At 65.5% G+C, this 20,952-nt stretch carries 17 protein-coding genes and 2 tRNA genes; 17 read left to right on the plus strand and 2 right to left on the minus strand.

Going from position 1 to position 20,952, the window contains the following annotated elements:
- Positions 1-134 precede the first annotated feature (134 nt).
- The gene (locus G7007_RS19525) at positions 135-1,145 is read right to left on the minus strand and encodes a DUF1853 family protein (protein WP_375139509.1); all 1,011 of its coding nucleotides are present in this window, start codon (positions 1,143-1,145) and stop codon (positions 135-137) included.
- Between the two features lie 61 nt (positions 1,146-1,206).
- Between G7007_RS19525 and G7007_RS19530 the strand changes: the two genes are divergently transcribed.
- The 12 genes from G7007_RS19530 to astE all read left to right on the plus strand — a co-directional run bounded on the left by G7007_RS19530 (position 1,207) and on the right by astE (position 14,602).
- The gene (locus G7007_RS19530) at positions 1,207-2,097 is read left to right on the plus strand and encodes an NAD(+) kinase (protein ID WP_060394461.1); all 891 of its coding nucleotides are present in this window, start codon (positions 1,207-1,209) and stop codon (positions 2,095-2,097) included.
- Positions 2,097-3,068, plus strand: coding sequence for a metallophosphoesterase (locus tag G7007_RS19535; RefSeq protein WP_181104428.1), 972 nt, complete (start codon positions 2,097-2,099; stop codon positions 3,066-3,068). The genes G7007_RS19530 and G7007_RS19535 overlap by 1 nt, the downstream gene beginning before the upstream one ends.
- On the plus strand, positions 3,065-3,943 hold the full coding sequence (locus G7007_RS19540; RefSeq protein ID WP_181104430.1) for a rhomboid family intramembrane serine protease: 879 nt from the start codon (positions 3,065-3,067) through the stop codon (positions 3,941-3,943). Before G7007_RS19535 ends, G7007_RS19540 begins: the two co-directional genes overlap by 4 nt.
- 21 nt (positions 3,944-3,964) lie before the next feature.
- On the plus strand, positions 3,965-4,225 hold the full coding sequence (locus G7007_RS19545; RefSeq protein WP_181104432.1) for a YeaC family protein: 261 nt from the start codon (positions 3,965-3,967) through the stop codon (positions 4,223-4,225).
- Entirely contained in the window at positions 4,222-5,052 is an 831-nt protein-coding gene (locus tag G7007_RS19550) for a DUF2797 domain-containing protein (protein ID WP_181104434.1), read from the plus strand. Before G7007_RS19545 ends, G7007_RS19550 begins: the two co-directional genes overlap by 4 nt.
- Before the next feature lie 12 nt (positions 5,053-5,064).
- Complete coding sequence (pepN, locus tag G7007_RS19555) at positions 5,065-7,722, plus strand: aminopeptidase N (protein ID WP_181104436.1); 2,658 nt, start codon at positions 5,065-5,067, stop codon at positions 7,720-7,722.
- 711 nt (positions 7,723-8,433) lie between these two features.
- The gene (locus G7007_RS19560) at positions 8,434-9,654 is read left to right on the plus strand and encodes an aspartate aminotransferase family protein (RefSeq protein ID WP_181104438.1); all 1,221 of its coding nucleotides are present in this window, start codon (positions 8,434-8,436) and stop codon (positions 9,652-9,654) included.
- A 119-nt stretch (positions 9,655-9,773) separates the two neighbouring features.
- Entirely contained in the window at positions 9,774-10,793 is a 1,020-nt protein-coding gene (gene aruF / locus G7007_RS19565) for an arginine/ornithine succinyltransferase subunit alpha (protein ID WP_181104440.1), read from the plus strand.
- 58 nt (positions 10,794-10,851) lie between these two features.
- The gene (gene astA, locus G7007_RS19570; protein WP_181104441.1) at positions 10,852-11,883 is read left to right on the plus strand and encodes an arginine N-succinyltransferase; all 1,032 of its coding nucleotides are present in this window, start codon (positions 10,852-10,854) and stop codon (positions 11,881-11,883) included.
- 46 nt (positions 11,884-11,929) lie between these two features.
- Positions 11,930-13,279: an N-succinylarginine dihydrolase gene (gene astB / locus G7007_RS19575; RefSeq protein ID WP_181104474.1), complete on the plus strand. Its 1,350-nt coding sequence runs from the start codon at positions 11,930-11,932 to the stop codon at positions 13,277-13,279.
- 14 nt (positions 13,280-13,293) lie between these two features.
- Positions 13,294-13,584, plus strand: coding sequence for a topoisomerase II (locus tag G7007_RS19580; protein WP_181104443.1), 291 nt, complete (start codon positions 13,294-13,296; stop codon positions 13,582-13,584).
- Positions 13,585-13,594: 10 nt separating this feature from the next.
- Positions 13,595-14,602: a succinylglutamate desuccinylase gene (gene astE, locus G7007_RS19585; protein WP_181104445.1), complete on the plus strand. Its 1,008-nt coding sequence runs from the start codon at positions 13,595-13,597 to the stop codon at positions 14,600-14,602.
- A gap of 57 nt (positions 14,603-14,659) precedes the next feature.
- Here astE and G7007_RS19590 read toward each other — a convergent pair whose 3' ends face one another.
- Complete coding sequence (locus G7007_RS19590; RefSeq protein WP_181104447.1) at positions 14,660-15,832, minus strand: M91 family zinc metallopeptidase; 1,173 nt, start codon at positions 15,830-15,832, stop codon at positions 14,660-14,662.
- Between the two features lie 442 nt (positions 15,833-16,274).
- Between G7007_RS19590 and alaS the strand changes: the two genes are divergently transcribed.
- The 5 genes from alaS (at position 16,275) to G7007_RS19615 (ending at position 20,926) form a co-directional block, all read left to right on the plus strand.
- Positions 16,275-18,899 (plus strand): alanine--tRNA ligase, encoded by a 2,625-nt coding sequence (gene alaS, locus G7007_RS19595; protein ID WP_181104449.1) that lies wholly within the window; start codon positions 16,275-16,277, stop codon positions 18,897-18,899.
- 83 nt (positions 18,900-18,982) lie between these two features.
- Positions 18,983-20,218, plus strand: a complete 1,236-nt coding sequence (locus G7007_RS19600) for an aspartate kinase (RefSeq protein ID WP_181104451.1) — start codon at positions 18,983-18,985, stop codon at positions 20,216-20,218.
- A gap of 173 nt (positions 20,219-20,391) precedes the next feature.
- Positions 20,392-20,580: a carbon storage regulator CsrA gene (gene csrA, locus G7007_RS19605; RefSeq protein WP_181091526.1), complete on the plus strand. Its 189-nt coding sequence runs from the start codon at positions 20,392-20,394 to the stop codon at positions 20,578-20,580.
- Between the two features lie 72 nt (positions 20,581-20,652).
- Positions 20,653-20,743 (plus strand) — tRNA-Ser (locus G7007_RS19610).
- A 106-nt stretch (positions 20,744-20,849) separates the two neighbouring features.
- A tRNA-Arg gene (locus G7007_RS19615) sits at positions 20,850-20,926 on the plus strand.
- The last annotated feature ends 26 nt before the right edge of the window (positions 20,927-20,952 follow it).

Here is a 20,952-nt window from a genome sequence, read left to right on the forward strand (position 1 = left end):
GGTACGAGGGATAGGGGTGCACGTTTCGAGCATGTGCACCGCTGGTTTTGTGGGCCCGCAGGGCCCGTAAAGTCAGCCCATACCATGCAGCAGACAAACCTGCGCCGGTACTGCCCACCAGGCCAGTCTCTCTCTTATCGGCTGCGCCCTTCCGGCACCCCTGCCTGGTTCGGCCATTCTTGCGCCACCAGAAACACACGCTCGGCTTCGACCCAGTGCCCGGTGTCATCCGCCACCAGCCGCACCAGCAGGCGCGCCTCGGCGTCGGCCTGCAACGCCTCCAGCCAGGCCTCGAACAGCGGCATCGCCGCCAGGTCCGTCGCCTCGGCACGAAAGGGCGCCAGCCAACGTTCGCGCGGCAGCACCTGCCACACACCCTGACCTGCCGCCGCACGGTAGGCGGCAAAGTCGTCCCGGCGTACCCAATGGCCTCGCAGGTGCGCCGGATGGCTGCCCGTTGGCGGGCTCGCCTGGTCGAGCCAGGGGTAGAACAGGTAACCGCCAAGCCACAGGTGCGACCGCACCGGCCCGATACCTAACGCCTCCAGCGCCGCACGGCTTTCTGGCCGGGCCGCCATCGGCAGCTGATGCCCGACCAGGTGATCGAGCTTGCTGCCGAGCCGGTCGTGACACCCGGGCCCGAGCCACTGTTGCGCATCACGGGCATCCCCGGCCGCCGGCCCCAGGTAGAACTTGATCGCCAGCTCCAAGTGGTGAACCCCCTCACGGTCGCGCAGCAGCAGGTCCAGCTCTCCCAGCGTCTGTCGCCCGTGGCGGATCGGCAGATTGGCCGCCAGCACCTCGATGCCCGGTGCCTGCTGCAACGCGAACTGCCAGAGCGCTTCGTAGTACACCCCTAGGCGCCGGCTGCGGGCCTGCGCCAGCCAGGCCTGCAAGGCTCGACTGTCTTCGTCCAGCGCATTGAGCCAGTGGGCCAGGGCGTCGGGATCGTGCGCCCAGTCGCTGGCAGCCAGCGGATGACGCTGGGAAGCCGGCGCCTCGCGCAGCAACGCCGGGGCGACGAGCGTCCAGGCCAGGTCGCGGACCACCGGTTGGCGCAGGGCGAGGGGCAGGGCGGCGTGGTGGGCGAAAGGCGTCATGCTGCGAGCATAGCCGGTTTGCCGCCGGCCGGCGCTTTCGACCATACTTCCAGGCACCCGGCGCCTGGCGCCCTTTTCACCTGTCGCACAGTCTTGCAGGAGTTCCATGGAGCAGTTTCGCAATATCGGTATCATCGGGCGCCTTGGCAGTTCGCAGGTGCTCGACACCATCCGCCGGCTGAAGACCTTCCTGGTCGAACGCCACCTGCACGTGATCCTCGAAGACACCATCGCCGAAGTGCTGCCCGGTCACGGCCTGCAGACCTCCAGCCGCAAGATGCTCGGCGAGGTCTGCGACCTGGTGATCGTGGTCGGCGGCGACGGCAGCCTGCTCGGTGCCGCGCGTGCCCTGGCCCGCCACAATACGCCGGTGCTGGGGATCAACCGCGGCAGCCTGGGCTTTCTGACCGACATCCGCCCCGACGAACTGGAAGTGAAGGTCGCCGAAGTGCTCGACGGTCACTACCTGGTCGAGAACCGCTTCCTGCTGCAGGCCGAGGCGCGTCGTCATGGCGAGGCCATCGGCCAGGGGGATGCGCTCAACGACGTGGTCCTGCACCCCGGCAAGTCGACCCGGATGATCGAGTTCGAGATCTACATCGACGGCCAGTTCGTCTGCAGCCAGAAGGCCGACGGCCTGATCGTGGCCACGCCGACCGGTTCGACCGCCTACGCCCTGTCGGCCGGCGGGCCGATCATGCACCCCAAGCTCGACGCCATCGTCATCGTGCCGATGTACCCGCACACCCTGTCAGGCCGCCCGATCGTGGTCGACGGCAACAGCGAGCTGAAGATCGTGGTCGCCAAGGACATGCAGATCTACCCGCAGGTGTCCTGCGACGGGCAGAACCACTTCACCTGCGCGCCAGGCGACACCATCACGGTCAACAAGAAATCGCAGAAGCTGCGCCTGATCCATCCGCTGGACCACAACTACTACGAGGTGTGCCGCACCAAGCTGGGTTGGGGCAGCCGTCTGGGCGGCAGGGGCGACTGATGCTCGATCCGGCGCGAGGCTTCGACATCATCGGCGACGTGCACGGCTGTGCCCTGACGCTTGCCCACCTGCTCGATACCCTGGGCTACCAGAAAACCAACGGGGTATGGCGGCACCCGCGTCGGCAGGCCTTGTTCCTGGGCGACATCGTCGACCGGGGCCCGCGGATCCGCGAGGCCCTGCACCTGGTGCACGGCATGGTCGAAGCCGGGCAGGCGCACTGCATCATGGGCAACCATGAGTTCAATGCCCTGGGCTGGATGACGCCCGCGCTGCCGGGCAGCGGCAGGACGTTCGTGCGTGAGCACACACCGCGCCACGCCCGGCTGATCGACGATACCTTGAGCCAGTTCGCCCAGCATCCGGGCGAATGGCAAGCGTTCGTCCAGTGGTTCCAGCAACTGCCCCTGTTCCTCGATGCCGGCCGCTTCCGCCTGGTGCATGCCTGCTGGGATGCCGCGCTGATCGAGCGCGTGCGTGTGCAGTACCCCGAAGGGCGGGTCGACGAGCACTTCATCCAGGCGTCCTCGGTGCCCGGCAGCTTTGCCGCCACGGTGTGCAACCGGCTGCTGCGCGGCACCGACATGCGCCTGCCGGACGGCCTGACGCTGACCGGGGGCGATGGCCTGACCCGCGCCTTCTTCCGCACCAAGTTCTGGGAAGACGACCCACAGACCTACGGTGACATCGTGTTCCAGCCCGATGCCTTGCCTGACGAGGTGGCGCGCACACCGCTGGACCCTACGCAGAAGAACGCGCTGCTGCGCTATGGTCTGGACGAGCCGCTGCTGTTCGTGGGCCATTACTGGCGCAGCGGCCGGCCGGCGGCGATCCGCCCCAATCTGGCCTGCCTGGACTACAGCGCCGTGCTCTACGGCAAGCTGGTGGCCTACCGCCTGGACGCGGAAACCTGCATCGACCCGCGCAAGTTCGTCTGGGTCGATGTCGATCGCCCGCAGGGGGCACGGTGAGCGCGGCGCAGGCCTTGCGCCTGCCGCTGGACGTCGACCTGTCCGGGTTCATCGACCTGCTGCGGCGTCTGCACGTGCCGCACCGGGTCAGCCTCGAAGGCGAAGAGCAGGTGCTCTGGGTCGCCCAGGCCCAAATCGACGACGTGCGTGACCTGTACCAGCGGTTTCCCGACGGTCAGGCCGAGGTGGAGGCTCCGCCGAGGCTCGAGGCCGACCTTCAGGCCCCGGCGCGTGGCAGCCTGGCCGAGCAGGCGCGTGGGACCTGGATGTGCAGCCTGGTCCTGATCGTCAGCCTGGTGGTGGCCATCGTCACCGGGCTGGGCGACAACCTGTCGACGGTTCGCTGGCTGACCTTCCTCGGCTTTCAGGTGCAGGGCGACTACCTGCAGTTCACCTCGCTGGCGCAAGGGCTGGCCGAGGGGCAGTGGTGGCGGCTGGTGTCGCCGATCTTCCTGCATTTCGGCTTCCTGCACCTGTCGATGAACGCGCTGTGGTTCTGGGAGCTGGGGCGGCGCATCGAGCAGCGCCAGGGGCCATGGGTCCTGCTGGGGTTGACCCTGTGCTTCGGCCTGGTGTCGAACCTGGTGCAGCACCTGGCCAGCGGCCCCACGCTGTTCGGTGGCCTGTCCGGCGTGCTGTTCGGGCTCTTGGGCTATCTCTGGCTGTTCCAGCGGCTGGCGCCGAACGAGGCCTTCCGCCTGCCGCGCGGTACCTTGGCGAGCATGTTGATCTGGCTGCTGGTGTGCCTGTCCGGGGTGATCAGTGCCCTAGGCCTGGGTGCCATCGCCAATGCCGCCCACGTCAGCGGGCTGCTGGTCGGTTGTCTGGCCGGGCTCTTGGGCGGGGCGCTGGCTCGGCGTAGACTGTCGCCCTGACTCAGGCTTTCTGGAGACGCCATGTCCACCTTTGCGCAAATGATCGAAAACATCACCCCGGAAATCTACGAAAGCCTGAAGACGGCCGTGGAGCTGGGCAAGTGGTCCGATGGCCGACGCCTGACCCAGGAGCAGAAGGAACTGTCGATGCAGGCGGTGATCGCCTGGGAGCTGCAGAACCTGCCCGAGGACCAGCGCACCGGCTACATGGGCGTCCAGGAATGTTCGTCGAAGTCCACGCCCATCCCCAACATCCTGTTCAAGTCGGACTCGGTACATTGATCGAACTCGCTCGTGGCTCGTTGAGCAAGATGACGGCGCACCTCGACGGGCCCGTCGTGCAGTACCACTTTCGCCTGGGTGAGCACGAGGTCGCGGTCAACCCGCTGATCGGCCAACGGCTGCGCCTCGAGTACCTGGGCGCCATCCATTGCACCCATTGCGGGCGGCGGACCAAGACCAGCTTCAGCCAGGGCTACTGCTACCCGTGCATGACCCAGCTGGCGCAGTGCGATGTCTGCATCATGGCGCCGGAGCGCTGCCACTACGACGCCGGCACCTGCCGCGATCCGTCCTGGGGCGAGCGGTTCTGCATGACCGACCATGTGGTGTACCTGGCCAACTCCTCCGGCATCAAGGTCGGCATCACCCGTGCCACCCAGCTGCCGACCCGCTGGCTCGACCAGGGCGCCAGCCAGGCGCTGCCGATCCTGCGCGTGGCCACCCGCCAGCAGTCGGGCCTGGTCGAAGACCTGCTGCGCACCCAGGTGTCGGACCGGACCAACTGGCGCGCACTGCTCAAGGGCGAGGCCGAAGTGCTCGATTTGCCAGCCATTCGCGACCAGGTGCTCGACAACTGCGGTGAAGGCCTGCGCGCCTTGCAGGACCGCTTCGGCCTGCAGGCCATCCAGCCGCTGCCAGACGCCGAGGTGGTGCAGATGCGGTACCCGGTCGAGGCCTACCCGACCAAGGTGGTCAGCTTCAACCTGGACAAGAACCCGGTGGTCGAAGGCACGCTGAAGGGCATCAAGGGCCAGTACCTGATCTTCGACACCGGTGTGATCAACATTCGCAAGTACACGGCCTACCAGCTCGCCGTGCTTCAGTAAAAGGACCGCCGCATGCCTACCGCACAACCGCACGTGATCTACCTCAAGGACTACCAGGCGCCCGACTACCTGATCGACGAGACGCACCTGACCTTCGAGCTGTTCGAAGACCACAGCCTGGTGCACGCGCAGCTGATCCTGCGCCGCAACCCGGCGCGCGGGGCCGGGCTGCCGCCGCTGGTGCTGGACGGTCAGCAGCTGGAGCTGCTGTCGGTGCAGCTCGACGACCGTCCGCTGGGGGCCGGCGAGTACCAGGTGGACGCCGACAGCCTGGTCCTGCAGCCGAACGCCGAGCGCTTCGTGCTCGATACCAGCGTGAAGATCCACCCGGAGACCAACACCGCGCTCGAGGGGCTGTACAAGTCCGGCACGATGTTCTGCACCCAGTGCGAGGCCGAGGGCTTCCGCAAGATCACCTACTACCTCGACCGCCCGGACGTGATGAGCCGCTTCACCACCACGGTGATCGCCGAGCAGCAGCGTTACCCGATCCTGCTGTCCAACGGCAACCCGATCGGGCAGGGCCCGGCCGAGGACGGTCGGCACTGGGCAACCTGGGAGGACCCGTTCGTCAAGCCGGCCTACCTGTTCGCCCTGGTCGCCGGTGACCTCTGGTGCGTGGAGGACACCTTCACCCGCCAGTCCGGACGTGACGTGGCCCTGCGTATCTATGTGGAGCCGGAGAACATCGACAAGTGCGACCACGCCATGGTCAGCCTGAAGAAGTCGATGCGCTGGGACGAGGAGGTGTATGGCCGCGAGTACGACCTGGACATCTTCATGATCGTCGCGGTCAACGACTTCAACATGGGCGCCATGGAAAACAAGGGCCTGAACATCTTCAACTCCAGCTGCGTGCTGGCCCGCGCCGAAACCGCCACCGATGCCGCCCATCAGCGGGTCGAGGCCGTGGTGGCGCACGAGTACTTCCACAACTGGTCGGGCAACCGCGTCACCTGCCGCGACTGGTTCCAGCTGTCGCTCAAGGAAGGCTTCACGGTGTTCCGCGACGCCGAATTCAGCGCCGACATGAACTCGCGCACGGTCAAGCGCATCGAGGACGTGGCCTACCTGCGTACCCACCAGTTCGCCGAGGATGCCGGCCCCATGGCCCATCCGGTGCGTCCGGACAGCTTCATCGAGATCTCCAACTTCTACACCCTGACGGTGTACGAGAAGGGCGCCGAAGTCGTGCGCATGGTCAGCACGCTGCTGGGTGCGGAAGGCTTCCGCAAGGGCAGCGACCTGTACTTCGAGCGCCACGATGGGCAGGCGGTGACCTGCGATGACTTCATCCAGGCCATGGAAGACGCCAACGGGGTCGACCTGACCCAGTTCAAGCGCTGGTACACCCAGGCCGGCACTCCACGCCTGGCGGTCAGCGAGCAGTACGATGCGGCCACCCAGCGCTACAGCCTGACCTTCCGCCAGGGCTACCCACAGACGCCCGACAAGGCCGAGAAGCACCCCTTCGTGATTCCGGTGGAGCTGGGCCTGCTGGATGCCGAAGGCCGCGACCTGCCGCTGCGTCTGGTGGGCGAGTCGGAAGCGGTCCACGGCAGTCGCGTGCTCTCGGTGACCGAGGCCGAGCAGACCTTCACCTTCGAAGGACTGGCGGCCAAGCCATTGCCGTCGCTGCTGCGCGGCTTCAGCGCGCCGGTCAAGCTGAGCTTCCCCTACGACCGTGACCAGCTGATGTTCCTGATGCAGCACGACAGCGATGGGTTCAACCGCTGGGAAGCGGGGCAGCAGCTGTCGGTGCAGGTGTTGCAGGAATTGATCGGGCAGCATCAGCGGGGTGAAGCGCTGGTGCTCGACCCACGTCTGATCACCGCCCTGGGCACGGTGCTCGGTAACGCATCGCTGGACCCGGCGATGGTCGCCGAAATGCTCTCGCTGCCGGGTGAGGCCTACCTCACCGAGATCAGCCAGGTGGCTGATGTCGAGGCCATCCATGCGGCCCGCGAGTTTGCCCGCCAGCAAATCGCCACGCAGCTGTTCGACGCCCTGTGGGCACGCTATCAGGCCAACCGCGAGGTGTCGCGTGCGACCCCGTACGTGGCCTCTGCCGAGCACTTCGCGCGTCGCAGCCTGCAGAACATCGCGTTGTCCTACCTGATGCTCAGCGGCACGCCGCAGGTGCTGGAGGCGACGCTGGAGCAGTTCGACCAGTGTGACAACATGACCGAGCGTCTCACCGCCCTGGCCGTGTTGGTCAACTCGCCGTTCGAGGCAGAGCGGGCCCAGGCACTGGAGAGCTTCGCCGAGCACTTCAAGGACAACCCGCTGGTCATGGACCAGTGGTTCAGCGTCCAGGCCGCGAGCATGCAGCCTGGCGGGCTGGCACGGGTCAAGGCATTGATGCAGCACCCGGCGTTCACCCTGAAGAACCCGAACAAGGTGCGGGCCCTGATCGGCGCCTTCGCCGGGCAGAACCTGATCAACTTCCATGCGGCCGATGGGTCGGGGTATCGCTTCCTGGCCGACCTGGTGATCGAGCTGAACGCCCTCAACCCGCAGATCGCCTCGCGGCTGCTGGCACCCCTGACCCGCTGGCGCAAGTATGGCGAGCAGCGTCAGGCGCTGATGAAAGGCGAGCTGGAGCGGATTCTTGCGTCCGGCGCGCTGTCCAGCGATGTCTATGAAGTGGTGAGCAAGAGCCTGGCGTAGGGGCTGTCTGCCTATTCCCAGATGTTTTGCAGGCTCTGATGGGCTTGCCAGCGAGGGGGCTGGGCCGCGCGCCGCCTGCCTCGCGGGCAGGCCCGTTTCCACGGGCTGGGCGGTGCGGCCCAGGTTTGCCTGATGTACGGAATGCGCTGATTTTGTGGGTCCTTCGGACCCAATCGCGGCACTGGGGCCGCTCCTACACCCGTGGTCACACCGCGGCGTTGCAGGCCATCGCGGTCCCCCTGAGCGGCCCCTGTGCCGCGATTGGGCCCGCAGGGCCCATAAACCCCATCACCACGGTCAATGCATTGAAACGGCGCTCGCAGAAAGGTGGTGTTTGTCCGTAGTGACGCGACGTCTGCCATAGGCATGACCTTGCCAGCGAGAGAGCCAGATCACGCGTCGCTTGCCTCGCAGGCAAGCTCGCTCCCCCAATCTGTGCTTACCCACTGAGGATGGTGCATCAAAGAACATCTGTTCGGCCGCACACCGGACGATTTTAGATCGAGCTGCCTTAGCCCCTCCCATCCCCCCACACAACCCATTACACTGCGCATCCGTGACACTATTTGTCGCATTACCATAACCTTCGGTAAAACCACGTATGGCGCTGTAACAAGTTGTCGCTTGACGACAAGGCCAGCTGCCAAGCAGTCCCTACAATCCCCCCAACGCTCGCCGACCCAGGCCAGCGGTCCGCTTCAGGAGACTTCGATGTCCGTTGAGCAAGCCCCGGTGCACCGTGCCGATTTCGACCAGGTGATGGTCCCCAACTACGCGCCCGCCGGGTTCATTCCGGTGCGAGGCGAGGGTTCGCGCGTCTGGGATCAGTCGGGGCGCGAGCTGATCGATTTCGCCGGCGGCATCGCGGTCAACGCGCTCGGGCATGCCCATCCGGCCTTGGTCAAGGCACTGACCGACCAGGCCAACAGGCTGTGGCACGTGTCCAACGTCTTCACCAACGAGCCGGCCCTGCGCCTGGCGCGCAAGCTGGTCGACGCCACCTTCGCCGACCGCGCGTTCTTCTGCAACTCCGGCGCCGAGGCCAACGAGGCCGCGTTCAAGCTCGCCCGGCGTGTGGCCCACGACCGCTTCGGCCCTGAAAAGCACGAGATCATCGCCACCCTCAACAGCTTCCACGGGCGTACCCTGTTCACCGTGAGCGTCGGCGGTCAGCCGAAGTATTCCGATGGCTTCGGGCCGAAGATCACCGGGATCAGCCATGTGCCCTACAACGACCTGGATGCCTTGAAGGCGCAGATCTCCGACAAGACCTGCGCCGTGGTCATCGAGCCGATCCAGGGCGAGAGCGGCGTGGTGCCGGCCGACCAGGCCTACCTAGAAGGCGCGCGCGCCCTGTGCGATCAGCACGACGCCCTGCTGATCTTCGACGAAGTGCAGACCGGCGTCGGTCGCACCGGCTCGCTGTACGCCTACCAGCACTATGGCGTGACGCCGGACATCCTCACCAGCGCCAAGAGCCTGGGTGGCGGCTTCCCGATCGGCGCCATGCTCACCACCGAGGCGCTGGCCAGCCACCTGGCGGTCGGCACCCATGGCACCACCTACGGCGGCAACGCGCTCGGGTGCGCCGTGGCCTGCGCGGTGCTGGACGTGATCGACACGCCGCAGGCGCTGGCGGCGATCCGCGCCAAGCATGACCGGTTCAGCACGCGTCTGGCGCAGATCGGCCAGCATTACGGTCTGTTCAGTCAGGTCCGCGGGCTGGGCCTGCTGATCGGGTGCGTCCTGGCCGAGTCGTGGAAAGGCAAGGCCAAGCAGGTGCTGGACGCTGCCGAGGCCGAAGGCCTGATGGTCTTGCAGGCTGGCCCTGACGTGGTGCGGTTCGCGCCGAGCCTGGTGATCGAGGACGCCGACATCGACGAAGGCCTGGACCGCTTCGAGCGGGCGGTCGCCACCCTGACCCAGCGCTGATCGACAGGCGCCGCCGGTCCTCAGGGGGCGGCGGTGCCCGAATTTCCACGGCGGTGCCCGACAGGTGGCCGCCCCCCCGCGCCGCTGCCAGCGGCGCGTGTTTTCAAAGGAGTGACACCATGCTGGTGATGCGCCCCGCGCAGATGGCTGACCTGAACGACGTGCAGCGCATGGCCGCCGACAGCCCGGTGGGTGTCACCTCGTTGCCCGACGACGCGACCCGGCTCGGCGACAAGATCGCCGCGTCGGAAGCCTCGTTCGCCGCCGAGGTCAGCTTCAACGGCGAGGAGAGCTATTTCTTCGTGCTCGAGGACACCGCCACCGGCATGCTGGCCGGCTGTTCGGCGATCGTCGCCTCGGCCGGTTATTCCGAGCCGTTCTACAGCTTTCGCAACGAGACCTTCATGCACGCTTCGCGCGAGCTGAAGATCCACAACAAGATCCATGTGCTGTCGTTGTGTCATGACCTGACCGGCAACAGCCTGTTGACCAGCTTCTACGTGGTGCCCGACTACGTCGACTCGGCCTGGGCCGAGCTCAACTCCCGGGGGCGGCTGTTGTTCATGGCCGACCACCCGGAGCGCTTCGCCGAGTCGGTGGTGACCGAGATCGTCGGGCACAGCGACGAGCAGGGGCAGTCGCCGTTCTGGGACGCCATCGGGCGCCACTTCTTCGACATGCACTATGCCGAGGCCGAACGCCTCTGCGGGCTCAAGAGCCGCACGTTCCTGGCCGAGCTGATGCCCCATTACCCGATCTATGTCCCGCTGCTGCCCGACGAAGCCCAGGAGGCCATGGGCCTGGTGCACCCGCGGGCGCAGATCACGTTCGACATCCTCATGCGCGAAGGCTTCGAGGCCGAGCATTACGTCGACATCTTCGACGGTGGCCCGACCCTGCATGCGCGGGTGTCGGGCATCCGTTCGATCGCCCAGAGCCAGTCGGTGCCGGTCGAGATCGCCGAGCAGGCACTGCTGGGCAGTCGTGCCTACCTGGCCAGTAATGGCCAGTTGCAGGATTTTCGTGCAGTGCTGCTGATGCTGGACTGGACGCCCGGCCAGCCGGTCACCCTCGACCGCCAGAGCGCCGACGCGCTATTGCTCGAAGCCGGCGCGCACGTGCGTCTGGTCGCCGTCTGATGCCTGTGGTCCAGGTCGAGTTTCGCGGCCGCCGCCCAGCGCCGCCCAAGGAGAGAGCATGATCGTCCGTCCCGTACGCAGCAGCGACCTTCCGGCGCTGATCGAGTTGGCGCGCAGCACCGGCAAGACCGGGCTGACCACCTTGCCGGCCAACGAGGAGCGTCTGGCCCAGCGCATCACCTGGGCCGAGAAAAGCTTCGCCGGGCAGGCCGAACGCGCCGACACCGACTACCTGTTCGTGCTCGAGGACGACGAGGGCCTGGTGGTGGGCATCAGCGCCATCGCCGGCGGCGTCGGCTTGCGCGAGCCCTGCTACAACTTCCGGGTCGGCCTGACGGTCAGCGCGTCCCATGAGCTGAACATTTTTCGGGAAATCCCCACGCTGTTCCTGGCCAACGACCTGACCGGCAATGCCGAGCTGTGCTCGCTGTTCCTGCATGGCGATCACCGCAGCGGCCTGAACGGCCGGCTGCTGTCCAAGGCGCGCCTGCTGTTCATCGCCGAATTCCCCGAGCTGTTCGGGCGCAAGGTCATGGCCGAGATGCGCGGGATCTGCGACGAGGCGGGCCGCTCGCCGTTCTGGGAAAGCCTGGGGCGGCACTTCTTCAAGATGGAGTTCAGCCAGGCCGACTACCTCACCGGCGTGGGCAACAAGTCCTTCATTGCCGAGCTGATGCCGCGCTTCCCGCTGTACACGTGCTTCCTGTCGCCGGCGGCCCGCGAGGTCATCGGCCAGGTGCACGCCGACACCCAGCCCGCGCTGAGCATCCTCAGCGGCGAGGGCTTCAACTACCAGGGCTACGTCGACATCTTCGACGCAGGTCCCGCAATCGAGTGCGAGACCGGCAAGATCCGCGCGGTGCGTGACAGCCAGACCCTGGTGCTGGCGATCGGCACGCCGGGCGACGATGCGCCGGTCTACCTGATCCACAACCGCAAGCGCGAGGCCTGTCGCATCGCGGCGGCGCCGGCGCGCCTGGCGGCCGGTACCCTGGTGGTCGATCCGCTCACCGCTCGACGCTTGCGTCTGGGGGCGGGCGATCACGTCCGCGCGGTATCGCTGTCCTCGGGGCGGGAGTCGCAGGCGTGAGGCGTGGCGCTTCGAACCGCCGGTCGTCCGCAGGCGAGGGCGCATGATGAAGGCCCATGAGGTGAATTTCGACGGCCTGGTCGGGCCGACGCACAACTACGGTGGCCTGTCCCAAGGCAACGTCGCTTCGCAACGCAACGGCCAGCAGGCGTCCAACCCGCGCGAAGCGGCGCGCCAGGGGCTGGCGAAGATGAAGATGCTGATGGACCTGGGCTTCGTGCAGGGCGTGCTGGCACCGCAGGAGCGTCCGGACATCGCGACCTTGCGGCGCCTGGGGTTCGGCGGCAGCGATGCCGAGGTGGTGCGACAGGCCGCGCGCGAGGCGATGCCGCTGCTGCTCGCCAGCTGCTCGGCCTCGAGCATGTGGGTCGCCAACGCCGCCACCGTCAGCCCCAGCGCCGACACGGCCGATGGGCGCGTGCATTTCACCGCTGCCAACCTCAACTGCAAGTACCACCGCAGTCTGGAGCACCCGACCACCAGCCGTCTCCTGGCGGCCATGTTCGCCGACCCGGCGCATTTTGCCCATCATCCGGCCTTGCCGGAGGTCATGCAGTTCGGCGACGAAGGCGCGGCCAATCACACCCGGCTGTGCCGCGACCCGGGGGAGCCGGGTCTGGAGTTCTTCGTGTTCGGCCGCAGCGCGTTCGACCCGCGCTACCCGGCCCCGCAACGCTACCCGGCACGCCAGACCCTCGAAGCATCGCAAGCGGTGGCCCGACTGCATGGCCTGGACCCGGCACGGGTGATCTATGCCCAGCAGAACCCGGCCGTGATCGACCAGGGGGTGTTCCACAACGACGTGATCGCGGTGGGCAGTGGCGACGTGCTGTTCCATCATCAGGACGCGTTCCTCGACGGCGAGGCGGTCCTGGAGCGACTGCGCGACGGCCTGGGTCGACTTGGTGGCGTGCTGCGGTCGGTGCAGGTGCCCCGGGACGCCGTGCCGGTCGAGGACGCGGTGCGTTCCTACCTGTTCAACAGCCAGCTGCTGAGTCGCGCCGATGGGTCGGCACTGCTGCTGGTGCCCGAGGAGTGCCGGCATCACCCGCGCGTCTGGGCCTATCTGCAGCAGGTGCTGGCCGACGAGGGGCCGATCGCCGAGGTCAAGGCCATCGACCTCAAGCAGAGCATGCAGAACGGCGGCGGCCCGGCCTGCCTGCGGCTACGGGTCGCGCTCAAGGACGCCGAACTGGCGGCGGTCAACCCAGGGGTTATCATGACCCCGGCGCTGTACGACACCTTGCTGCAGTGGGTCGACCGGCATTACCGCGACCGGTTGAGCGAGGCTGATCTGGCCGACCCGAGCCTGTTGGACGAATGCCGTACCGCGCTCGACGAACTGACCCAGCTCCTGTGCCTGGGCAGCGTCTATCCTTTCCAATGTCACCCTTGAAGAGAGAATCCGATATGTCCGATGCCCTGCGCCTTATCCTCGAAGACGACGACGGCACCCAGTTGGAAACGTCCTGCACCCGCATGGCGGTGGTCTGGCAAGGCAAGGAGGTGTGGATCCAGCAGGACGGCCGCGGCCAGTTGCTGATCGGCGTGGACGTCGAGGAGGGCGACACCGAGTACGCCAACCTATTGCTGCGCCCCATGGCCACCAACCTGGTCAGCCTGCAGCTGGAGATGGAGTCTGCCGAGGCGGGCGAAGACGACGACCACGTGCACGGCCCTGATTGCGGGCATCAGCACTGAGGAGGCATCCATGCTCGCCCTGGGCAAATTGCTTGAACTGACGCTCTGCGGTCATGAACCGGCCGAGAAGACTCAAGTGACTGTCAAGGGCGTGCGCTTGCGCTGGCTGGCTGAAGGTGCGCTCGAGGTATGTCCGGCCGAGCCTGCAGACTGCGGGTTGGATCTGATGTTGTCGGCCGGCATCCATGGCCATGAGACGGCGCCCATCGAGCTGCTCGAGCGGCTGTTGCACGGTATCGCCAGCGGCACGCTGATACCCAGGGTGCGCGTGCTGTTCCTGTTCGGTAATTGCGCGGCTATTCGCGCAGGCAAGCCCTTCATCGAGCAGGACGCCAACCGCCTGTTCAATGGCCGCCATGCGCAGTCCAGTGGCTTGGAGGCCTTGCGCGTTGCCGAACTGGAGCAGATCGCCCGAGGCTTTTTCAGCATCCCAGGACGCAGCCGTCTGCATTACGACCTGCACACGACTGTCCGCAGTTCGGTGTTCGAGCGCTTCGCGGTATACCCTTACCAGACCGGACGTGCGCATTCGCGTCGCGAACTGGCACGCCTGGCGGCGGCCGGTGTGCAGGCGGTGCTGCTGCAAGACAAGCCCTCGGCCACCTTCAGTGCCTTCACCTACGAGCAGTTGGGGGCCGAGGCCTTCACCCTCGAGTTGGGTCAGATCCCTGTGTCGGCCCAACGCCAAGCGGCCACTGTCGACGCGTGGCAGGCTTGGCTGTCGGGCGTCATCGAAGCGACTCAGCCGCCACACGACAACTCGCTGGACGGCTTGCAGCTCTTCAGCGTCGCTCGTGAAATCGTCAAGTACAGCGACAGTTTTCGCCTGCACGTGCCGGTCGATATCGAACACTTTACCGAGTTGAGGGCAGGCTATCTGCTGGCCGAGGATCTGGCTGGAACGCGGTGGGTGGTGGAAGAGGAGGGCGCGCGCCTTCTGTTTCCCGATCCCAAGGCAAAAAACGGCTCGCCGGCGGGGCTTCTGATCGTGCCGGATGACGGACAGCGGCTGGGGTGACGACGAAACGCACGGTGGGCGGTGCCGTCGTGCGTTTCGCGCCGATGGCGTGCCGACTCAATAGGAGCGACGGCGTGGAAGACCCAGTTCGACGCGCAACGCATTTTCGGTGAACGGCGAAGGGTTGGTGTCGGTGGGCGCTGTGGCAGGGTTCTGGTCGAAATCGTAGAACACACCCGTCTCCAGGCCGATCGCTTGCAGTTGCGCCCTGTCGACCTCGAGCGTGCGGTAGCCAGAGGCCTTCACCGTCGCCCGGCCTGGGACGGTGGTGCCGGTGAAGGCATTGTAGGCTTCGCACAGGCAGCGGTAGAAATCCAGCAGCGGCAGGTTGTCGCTGTCCGAGCGCGTCAGGTTGAAGGCCAGGTAACCGCCCTCGGCGGGCCATCCGGCGGTCCACTGCCCCTGCGCATCCTGCTGCAAGTGATGATCTTCTTCGGAAGGGTCGGAAATTTGAACGTCGAACCGGGTTGCATGTGGCGTCTCGCTGACCTGGATCCATGAACGCTTGGCCAACTGGGTCAACAGCTGCTGGCCGCAGTGGGTATGACGCAGGAAAGTGAGGTGGTTTTTCACCGCCTGGATGAAGCCGGTATCGCCCTTGATGTCGAACGTGTGTTGGGCGAGCGTGGCCAGGGGCGGCGCGAGCGGCGCTTCGAAACGTGCATCGCCGGCCTGCCGACGAGCATAGATGCCCGAGCCATGAGGATTGTCGATCAGCACGTTGCCCTGAATGCGGCACGTGTCCGAGGCGCTGAGGATGAAGGCAAGCCCCTGGCCCACGGTGATGTCGATGTCGCCCTTGCCGGTGAACACCTCTGTGATCCCGGCGCCGGTCTTGATACGGCTGCTGCCGTTCCCGGTCTGGATGAGCACGGGCCTGTCCACATCGTCCGCCACGTTGATCTGGGTCGTGCCGTTCACGGTGTGGATGATGAGGGTCTGCGCAGGGGTGGGTGCCAGCACGAAACGCCTGCCGTTGATCACGGCCAGCAGGTAGCAGTCGTAGGTCGTGACATCGATGATGGCGCCTTCGGCCTTGCTGTCGAGCACCATGTGGTGGCGCGTGGGCGCCTGGCCGTCCTTGTTCCAGGCCTGCTGCAGGTAGATGTCCAGCTTGTCGTCGCGATACTCCAGCAGCCGATGCAGCGTTCGCTCGGCGTCGACCGTTTCCTTCCACTGGATGTAGCCGCTGGTTCTTCCAGAAATGAAATAGGTTGCATAGGGATTCATGGGATGACCTCGTTGGCATTGGACTGTCCCTGGCTCACAGCGGCCAGGGATTCCAGGCTAGGGCCATGGCAGGCGCATGCGAGGTAGTTATCTAGTGCGGCGGTTTGGCCAGGGCAGGGGGCCATGCACAGCTGGCAGAAACCCTGGGATATCCCATCGAGGGGTTGCGTCGGATCGTCACCGCCCGCCTCGCTGGCAGACCGGCTCTTGCTTGAACCCCTGCAGTGTCGAAGAGGCGTGGCCTGCACGGATCTGGGCAGGCGACGACTTGCCAGGCGTGAAAAGCAGGCTTTAGCATCGCGATGCAGCGTGTGCACCTGCACAGCCTGAAAAACCGTCCAAACGACTGTTTCTGTCGTATAAACACTGCACCGAGACTGCAGGACCGATATAATGCGGCCCTTTGCCTTGCCTCAAGGCCGCCGTTTCCGTGGAAGAATCTATGAAAAGCGCAGAAATCCGTGAAGCCTTCCTTCGCTTCTTCGAAGAGCAAGGGCATACCCGCGTCGCCTCCAGTTCGCTGATTCCGAACAACGACCCTACCCTGCTGTTCACCAATGCCGGCATGAACCAGTTCAAGGACTGCTTCCTGGGTCAGGAAAAGCGCGCCTACACCCGTGCCGTGAGCAGCCAGAAGTGCGTGCGTGCCGGCGGCAAGCACAATGACCTGGAAAACGTCGGCTACACCGCGCGCCATCACACGTTCTTCGAAATGCTCGGCAACTTCAGCTTCGGTGACTATTTCAAGCGTGATGCGATCACCTTCGCCTGGACCTTCCTGACCTCGGAACAGTGGCTGGGCCTGCCCAAGGACAAGCTGTGGGTCACCGTCTACGCCACCGACGACGAAGCCTACGACATCTGGACCCAGGAGGTCGGCGTTCCGGCCGAGCGCATGGTGCGCATCGGTGACAACAAGGGCGCGCCCTATGCGTCCGACAATTTCTGGACCATGGGCGACACCGGCCCGTGCGGTCCGTGCACCGAGATCTTCTACGACCACGGCGCCGACATCTGGGGCGGCCCACCCGGCTCGCCGGAAGAAGACGGCGACCGCTACATCGAGATCTGGAACAACGTCTTCATGCAGTTCAACCGCACCGCCGACGGCGTGCTGCACCCGTTGCCTGCACCGTCGGTGGACACCGGCATGGGCCTGGAACGCATCAGTGCCGTGCTGCAGCACGTGCACTCGAACTACGAGATCGACCTGTTCCAGAACCTGCTCGCCGCTTCTGCCCAGGCCATCGGCTGCCAGAACGAGGCCCAGGCCTCGCTCAAGGTCGTGGCCGACCACATCCGCTCCTGCGGCTTCCTGATCGCCGACGGCGTGCTGCCGTCGAACGAAGGCCGCGGCTACGTGCTGCGCCGCATCATTCGCCGGGCGTGCCGTCACGGCAACAAGCTCGGCGCCACGGGCAGCTTCTTCTACCAGATCGTCGCCGCCCTGGTGGCCGAGATGGGCGAGGCCTTCCCTGAGCTCAAGAGCCAGCAGGCGCACATCGAGCGTGTCCTGAAGGCCGAGGAAGAACAGTTCGCCAAGACCCTGGAGCAGGGCCTGCGTATCCTCGAGCAGGACCTGAGCCAGCTGCAGGGCGACGTGGTCCCGGGCGACGTGGTGTTCAAGCTGTACGACACCTACGGCTTCCCGATGGACCTGACCGCCGACATCGCGCGCGAGCGCAGCCTGACCATCGACGAGGCCGGCTTCGAGCAGGAAATGAACGCCCAGCGCGAACGTGCCCGTTCGGCCAGTGCCTTCGGCATGGACTACAACAGCCTGGTCAAGGTCGACGTGGCCACCGAGTTCCTGGGCTATGCCGCCACCGAAGGCGAGGCCCGTGTAGTCGCGCTGTACAAGGACGGTGCCGCGGTCGAGCAGTTGGGCGAAGGCGAGCAGGGCGTGGTCGTGCTCGACCGCACGCCGTTCTATGCCGAGTCCGGTGGCCAGATCGGCGACATGGGTTACCTGCAGGCCGATGGCGTGCGCTTCGATGTGCGTGACACCACCAAGACCGGTGGCGCCTTCCTGCACCACGGCGTGGTCGCCAGCGGCCGCCTGCAGGTCGGCGCCCCGGTGCAGACCCGGGTCGATGCCGACGTGCAACAGGCCACCGCCTTGAACCACTCGGCCACTCACCTGCTGCACGCCGCGTTGCGCCAGGTGCTGGGCGATCACGTCCAGCAGAAGGGCTCGCTGGTCGACAGCCAGCGCCTGCGCTTCGACTTCAGCCACTTCGAGGCGATCAAGCCCGAGCAGCTCAAGGCGCTGGAAGACATCGTCAACCGCGAAGTCCGTCGCAACACCCCGGTGCTCACCGAGGAAACCGATGTCGAGACCGCCAAGCGCCGTGGCGCCATGGCCCTGTTCGGCGAGAAGTACGGCGACACCGTACGCGTGCTGAGCATGGGCGGCGACTTCTCGGTCGAGCTGTGCGGCGGCATCCACGCCAAACGCACCGGTGACATCAGCGTCTTCAAGATCGTCAGCGAAAGCGGCGTCGCCTCGGGCGTGCGTCGGATCGAGGCGGTCACCGGCGCGGCCGCGCTGGCGTGGCTGAACGCGGCCGAAGAGCAGGTCAAGGAAGTCGCGCAGCTGGTCAAGGGCAACCGTGACAACCTGATCGACAAGCTGTCGGCGGTGCTCGAGCGCAACCGTCAGCTGGAAAAGCAACTGGAACAGCTGCAGGCCAAGGCCGCCAGCGCCGCCGGGGACGATCTCTCCAGCGCCGCGCAGGAGGTCAAGGGCGCCAAGGTGCTGGCCGCACGCCTGGATGGGCAGGACGGCAAGGCCTTGCTGGCGCTGGTCGACCAGTTGAAGAACAAGCTCGGCCACGCAGTGATCCTGCTCGGCAGCGAGCACGAGGGCAAGGTCGTGCTGGTCGCCGGCGTGACCAAGGACCTCTCCAGCCAACTCAAGGCCGGTGAACTGATGAAGCAAGCCGCTGCGGCGGTGGGGGGCAAGGGTGGTGGGCGTCCGGACATGGCCCAGGGTGGTGGCGTCGACGTCGCGGCCCTCGATCAGGCCCTGGCGCTGGCCGTGCCTTTCGTCGAGCAAGGGCTTTGACCGACACGGCCCGTCGGTAACGACGGGCCGTGGCACCATGGATTGTTTATTGGGCGCCCTTCGTGGGCTGAGGCAGCTTTGAAATGGCGTTGATCGTACAGAAATTTGGCGGTACCTCTGTCGGATCCATCGAACGGATCGAGCAGGTCGCCGACAAGGTCAAGAAATTCCGCGAGTCGGGTGACGACCTGGTGGTCGTCCTGTCGGCCATGAGCGGTGAAACCAACCGGTTGATCGAGCTGGCCAAGCAGGTCACCGAACACCCGGACCCACGCGAACTCGACGTGATCGTCTCGACTGGCGAACAGGTCACCATCGGCCTGCTGGCCATGGCACTGAACAAGCGCGGTGTCCCGGCGGTGTCCTACACCGGCGCGCAGGTCCGCATCCTGACCGACAGCGCGCACAACAAGGCGCGCATCCTGCAGATCGACGACCAGAAGATCCGCGCCGACCTCACGGCCGGTCGCGTGGTCGTGGTCGCCGGTTTCCAGGGGGTCGACGAGCAGGGCAACATCACCACGTTGGGCCGTGGCGGCTCGGACACCACCGGCGTTGCCCTGGCGGCTGCGCTGAAGGCCGATGAGTGCCAGATCTATACCGATGTCGATGGCGTCTATACCACCGACCCGCGGGTCGTGGCGCAGGCACGTCGCCTCGAGAAGATCACCTTCGAGGAGATGCTGGAAATGGCCAGCCTGGGCTCGAAGGTCCTGCAGATCCGCTCGGTGGAGTTCGCCGGCAAGTACAATGTCCCGCTGCGCGTGCTGCACAGCTTCAAGGAGGGTCCGGGGACCCTCATCACCATCGATGAAGAGGAATCCATGGAACAGCCGATCATTTCCGGTATCGCCTTCAACCGCGATGAAGCCAAGCTGACCATTCGTGGCGTGCCGGACACCCCGGGCGTGGCGTTCAAGATCCTCGGCCCGATCAGCGCCTCGAACATCGAAGTGGACATGATCGTGCAAAATGTATCGCACGATAACACCACCGATTTCACCTTCACCGTGCACCGCAACGAGTACGAGAAGGCCCTGTCGGTGCTCGAGAACACGGCGCGCGAGATCGGCGCCCGCGAGACCACGGGCGACCTGAAGATCGCCAAGGTCTCCATCGTCGGCGTCGGCATGCGTTCGCACGCCGGTGTTGCCAGCCGCATGTTCGAAGCACTGGCCAAGGAAAGCATCAACATCCAGATGATCTCCACCTCCGAGATCAAGGTCTCGGTGGTGATCGAGGAGAAGTACCTCGAGCTGGCGGTACGTGCCCTGCACACGGCGTTCGAGCTGGACGCGCCGTCGCGACAGAGTGAGTGAGGGACTGCCTCCAGGGGCGCGGCTTGCCGCGCCCTTCGTGTTTCTGGCCGTCAGTGGCGCTTCGTCGCCCATGGCGGCCATGTTTCGGCCGCGGCGAACACCCCAACGAGGGTAGGCCAAGGCCACAGCGTCAAAGACTGTTATCCCTGAAATGATTTGCGTGAGGAAAGCGTATGTTGATTTTGACTCGTCGGTGCGCCGAGAGCTTGATCATTGGCGATGGTGAGATCACCGTGACCGTCCTGGGTGTCAAAGGCAACCAGGTCCGTATCGGGGTCAGCGCACCCAAGGAAGTCGCCGTGCACCGTGAAGAAATCTACCTGAGAATCAAGAACGAGAAAGACGAAGAACCAACCCTTTAATTTTTCTCAGGTTTTTTTAAAAAAAGGGTTTGCAAACGGGGAGGGGTCTGGTTATTATACGCCCCGTGTTGCGGTGAGGTGGCCGAGTGGCCGAAGGCGCTCCCCTGCTAAGGGAGTATACCTCATAAGGGTATCGGGGGTTCGAATCCCCCCCTCACCGCCATTATTCGTGTAGGGCGCTTTATGCAGGCAAACATTCAAGTCGTTGATGTATAACGAAAAAATGATTGCTAAAAATGCAAAGCGACCTATAATGCGCGGCAAGACACGGACCCATAGCTCAGCTGGATAGAGTACTCGGCTACGAACCGAGCGGTCAGAGGTTCGAATCCTCTTGGGTCCGCCATACAATGAAACTGGTCTGCCAGTCAG

It is taken from the genome of Pseudomonas entomophila, assembly GCF_013523125.1.
GTDB lineage: Bacteria > Pseudomonadota > Gammaproteobacteria > Pseudomonadales > Pseudomonadaceae > Aquipseudomonas > Aquipseudomonas entomophila_B.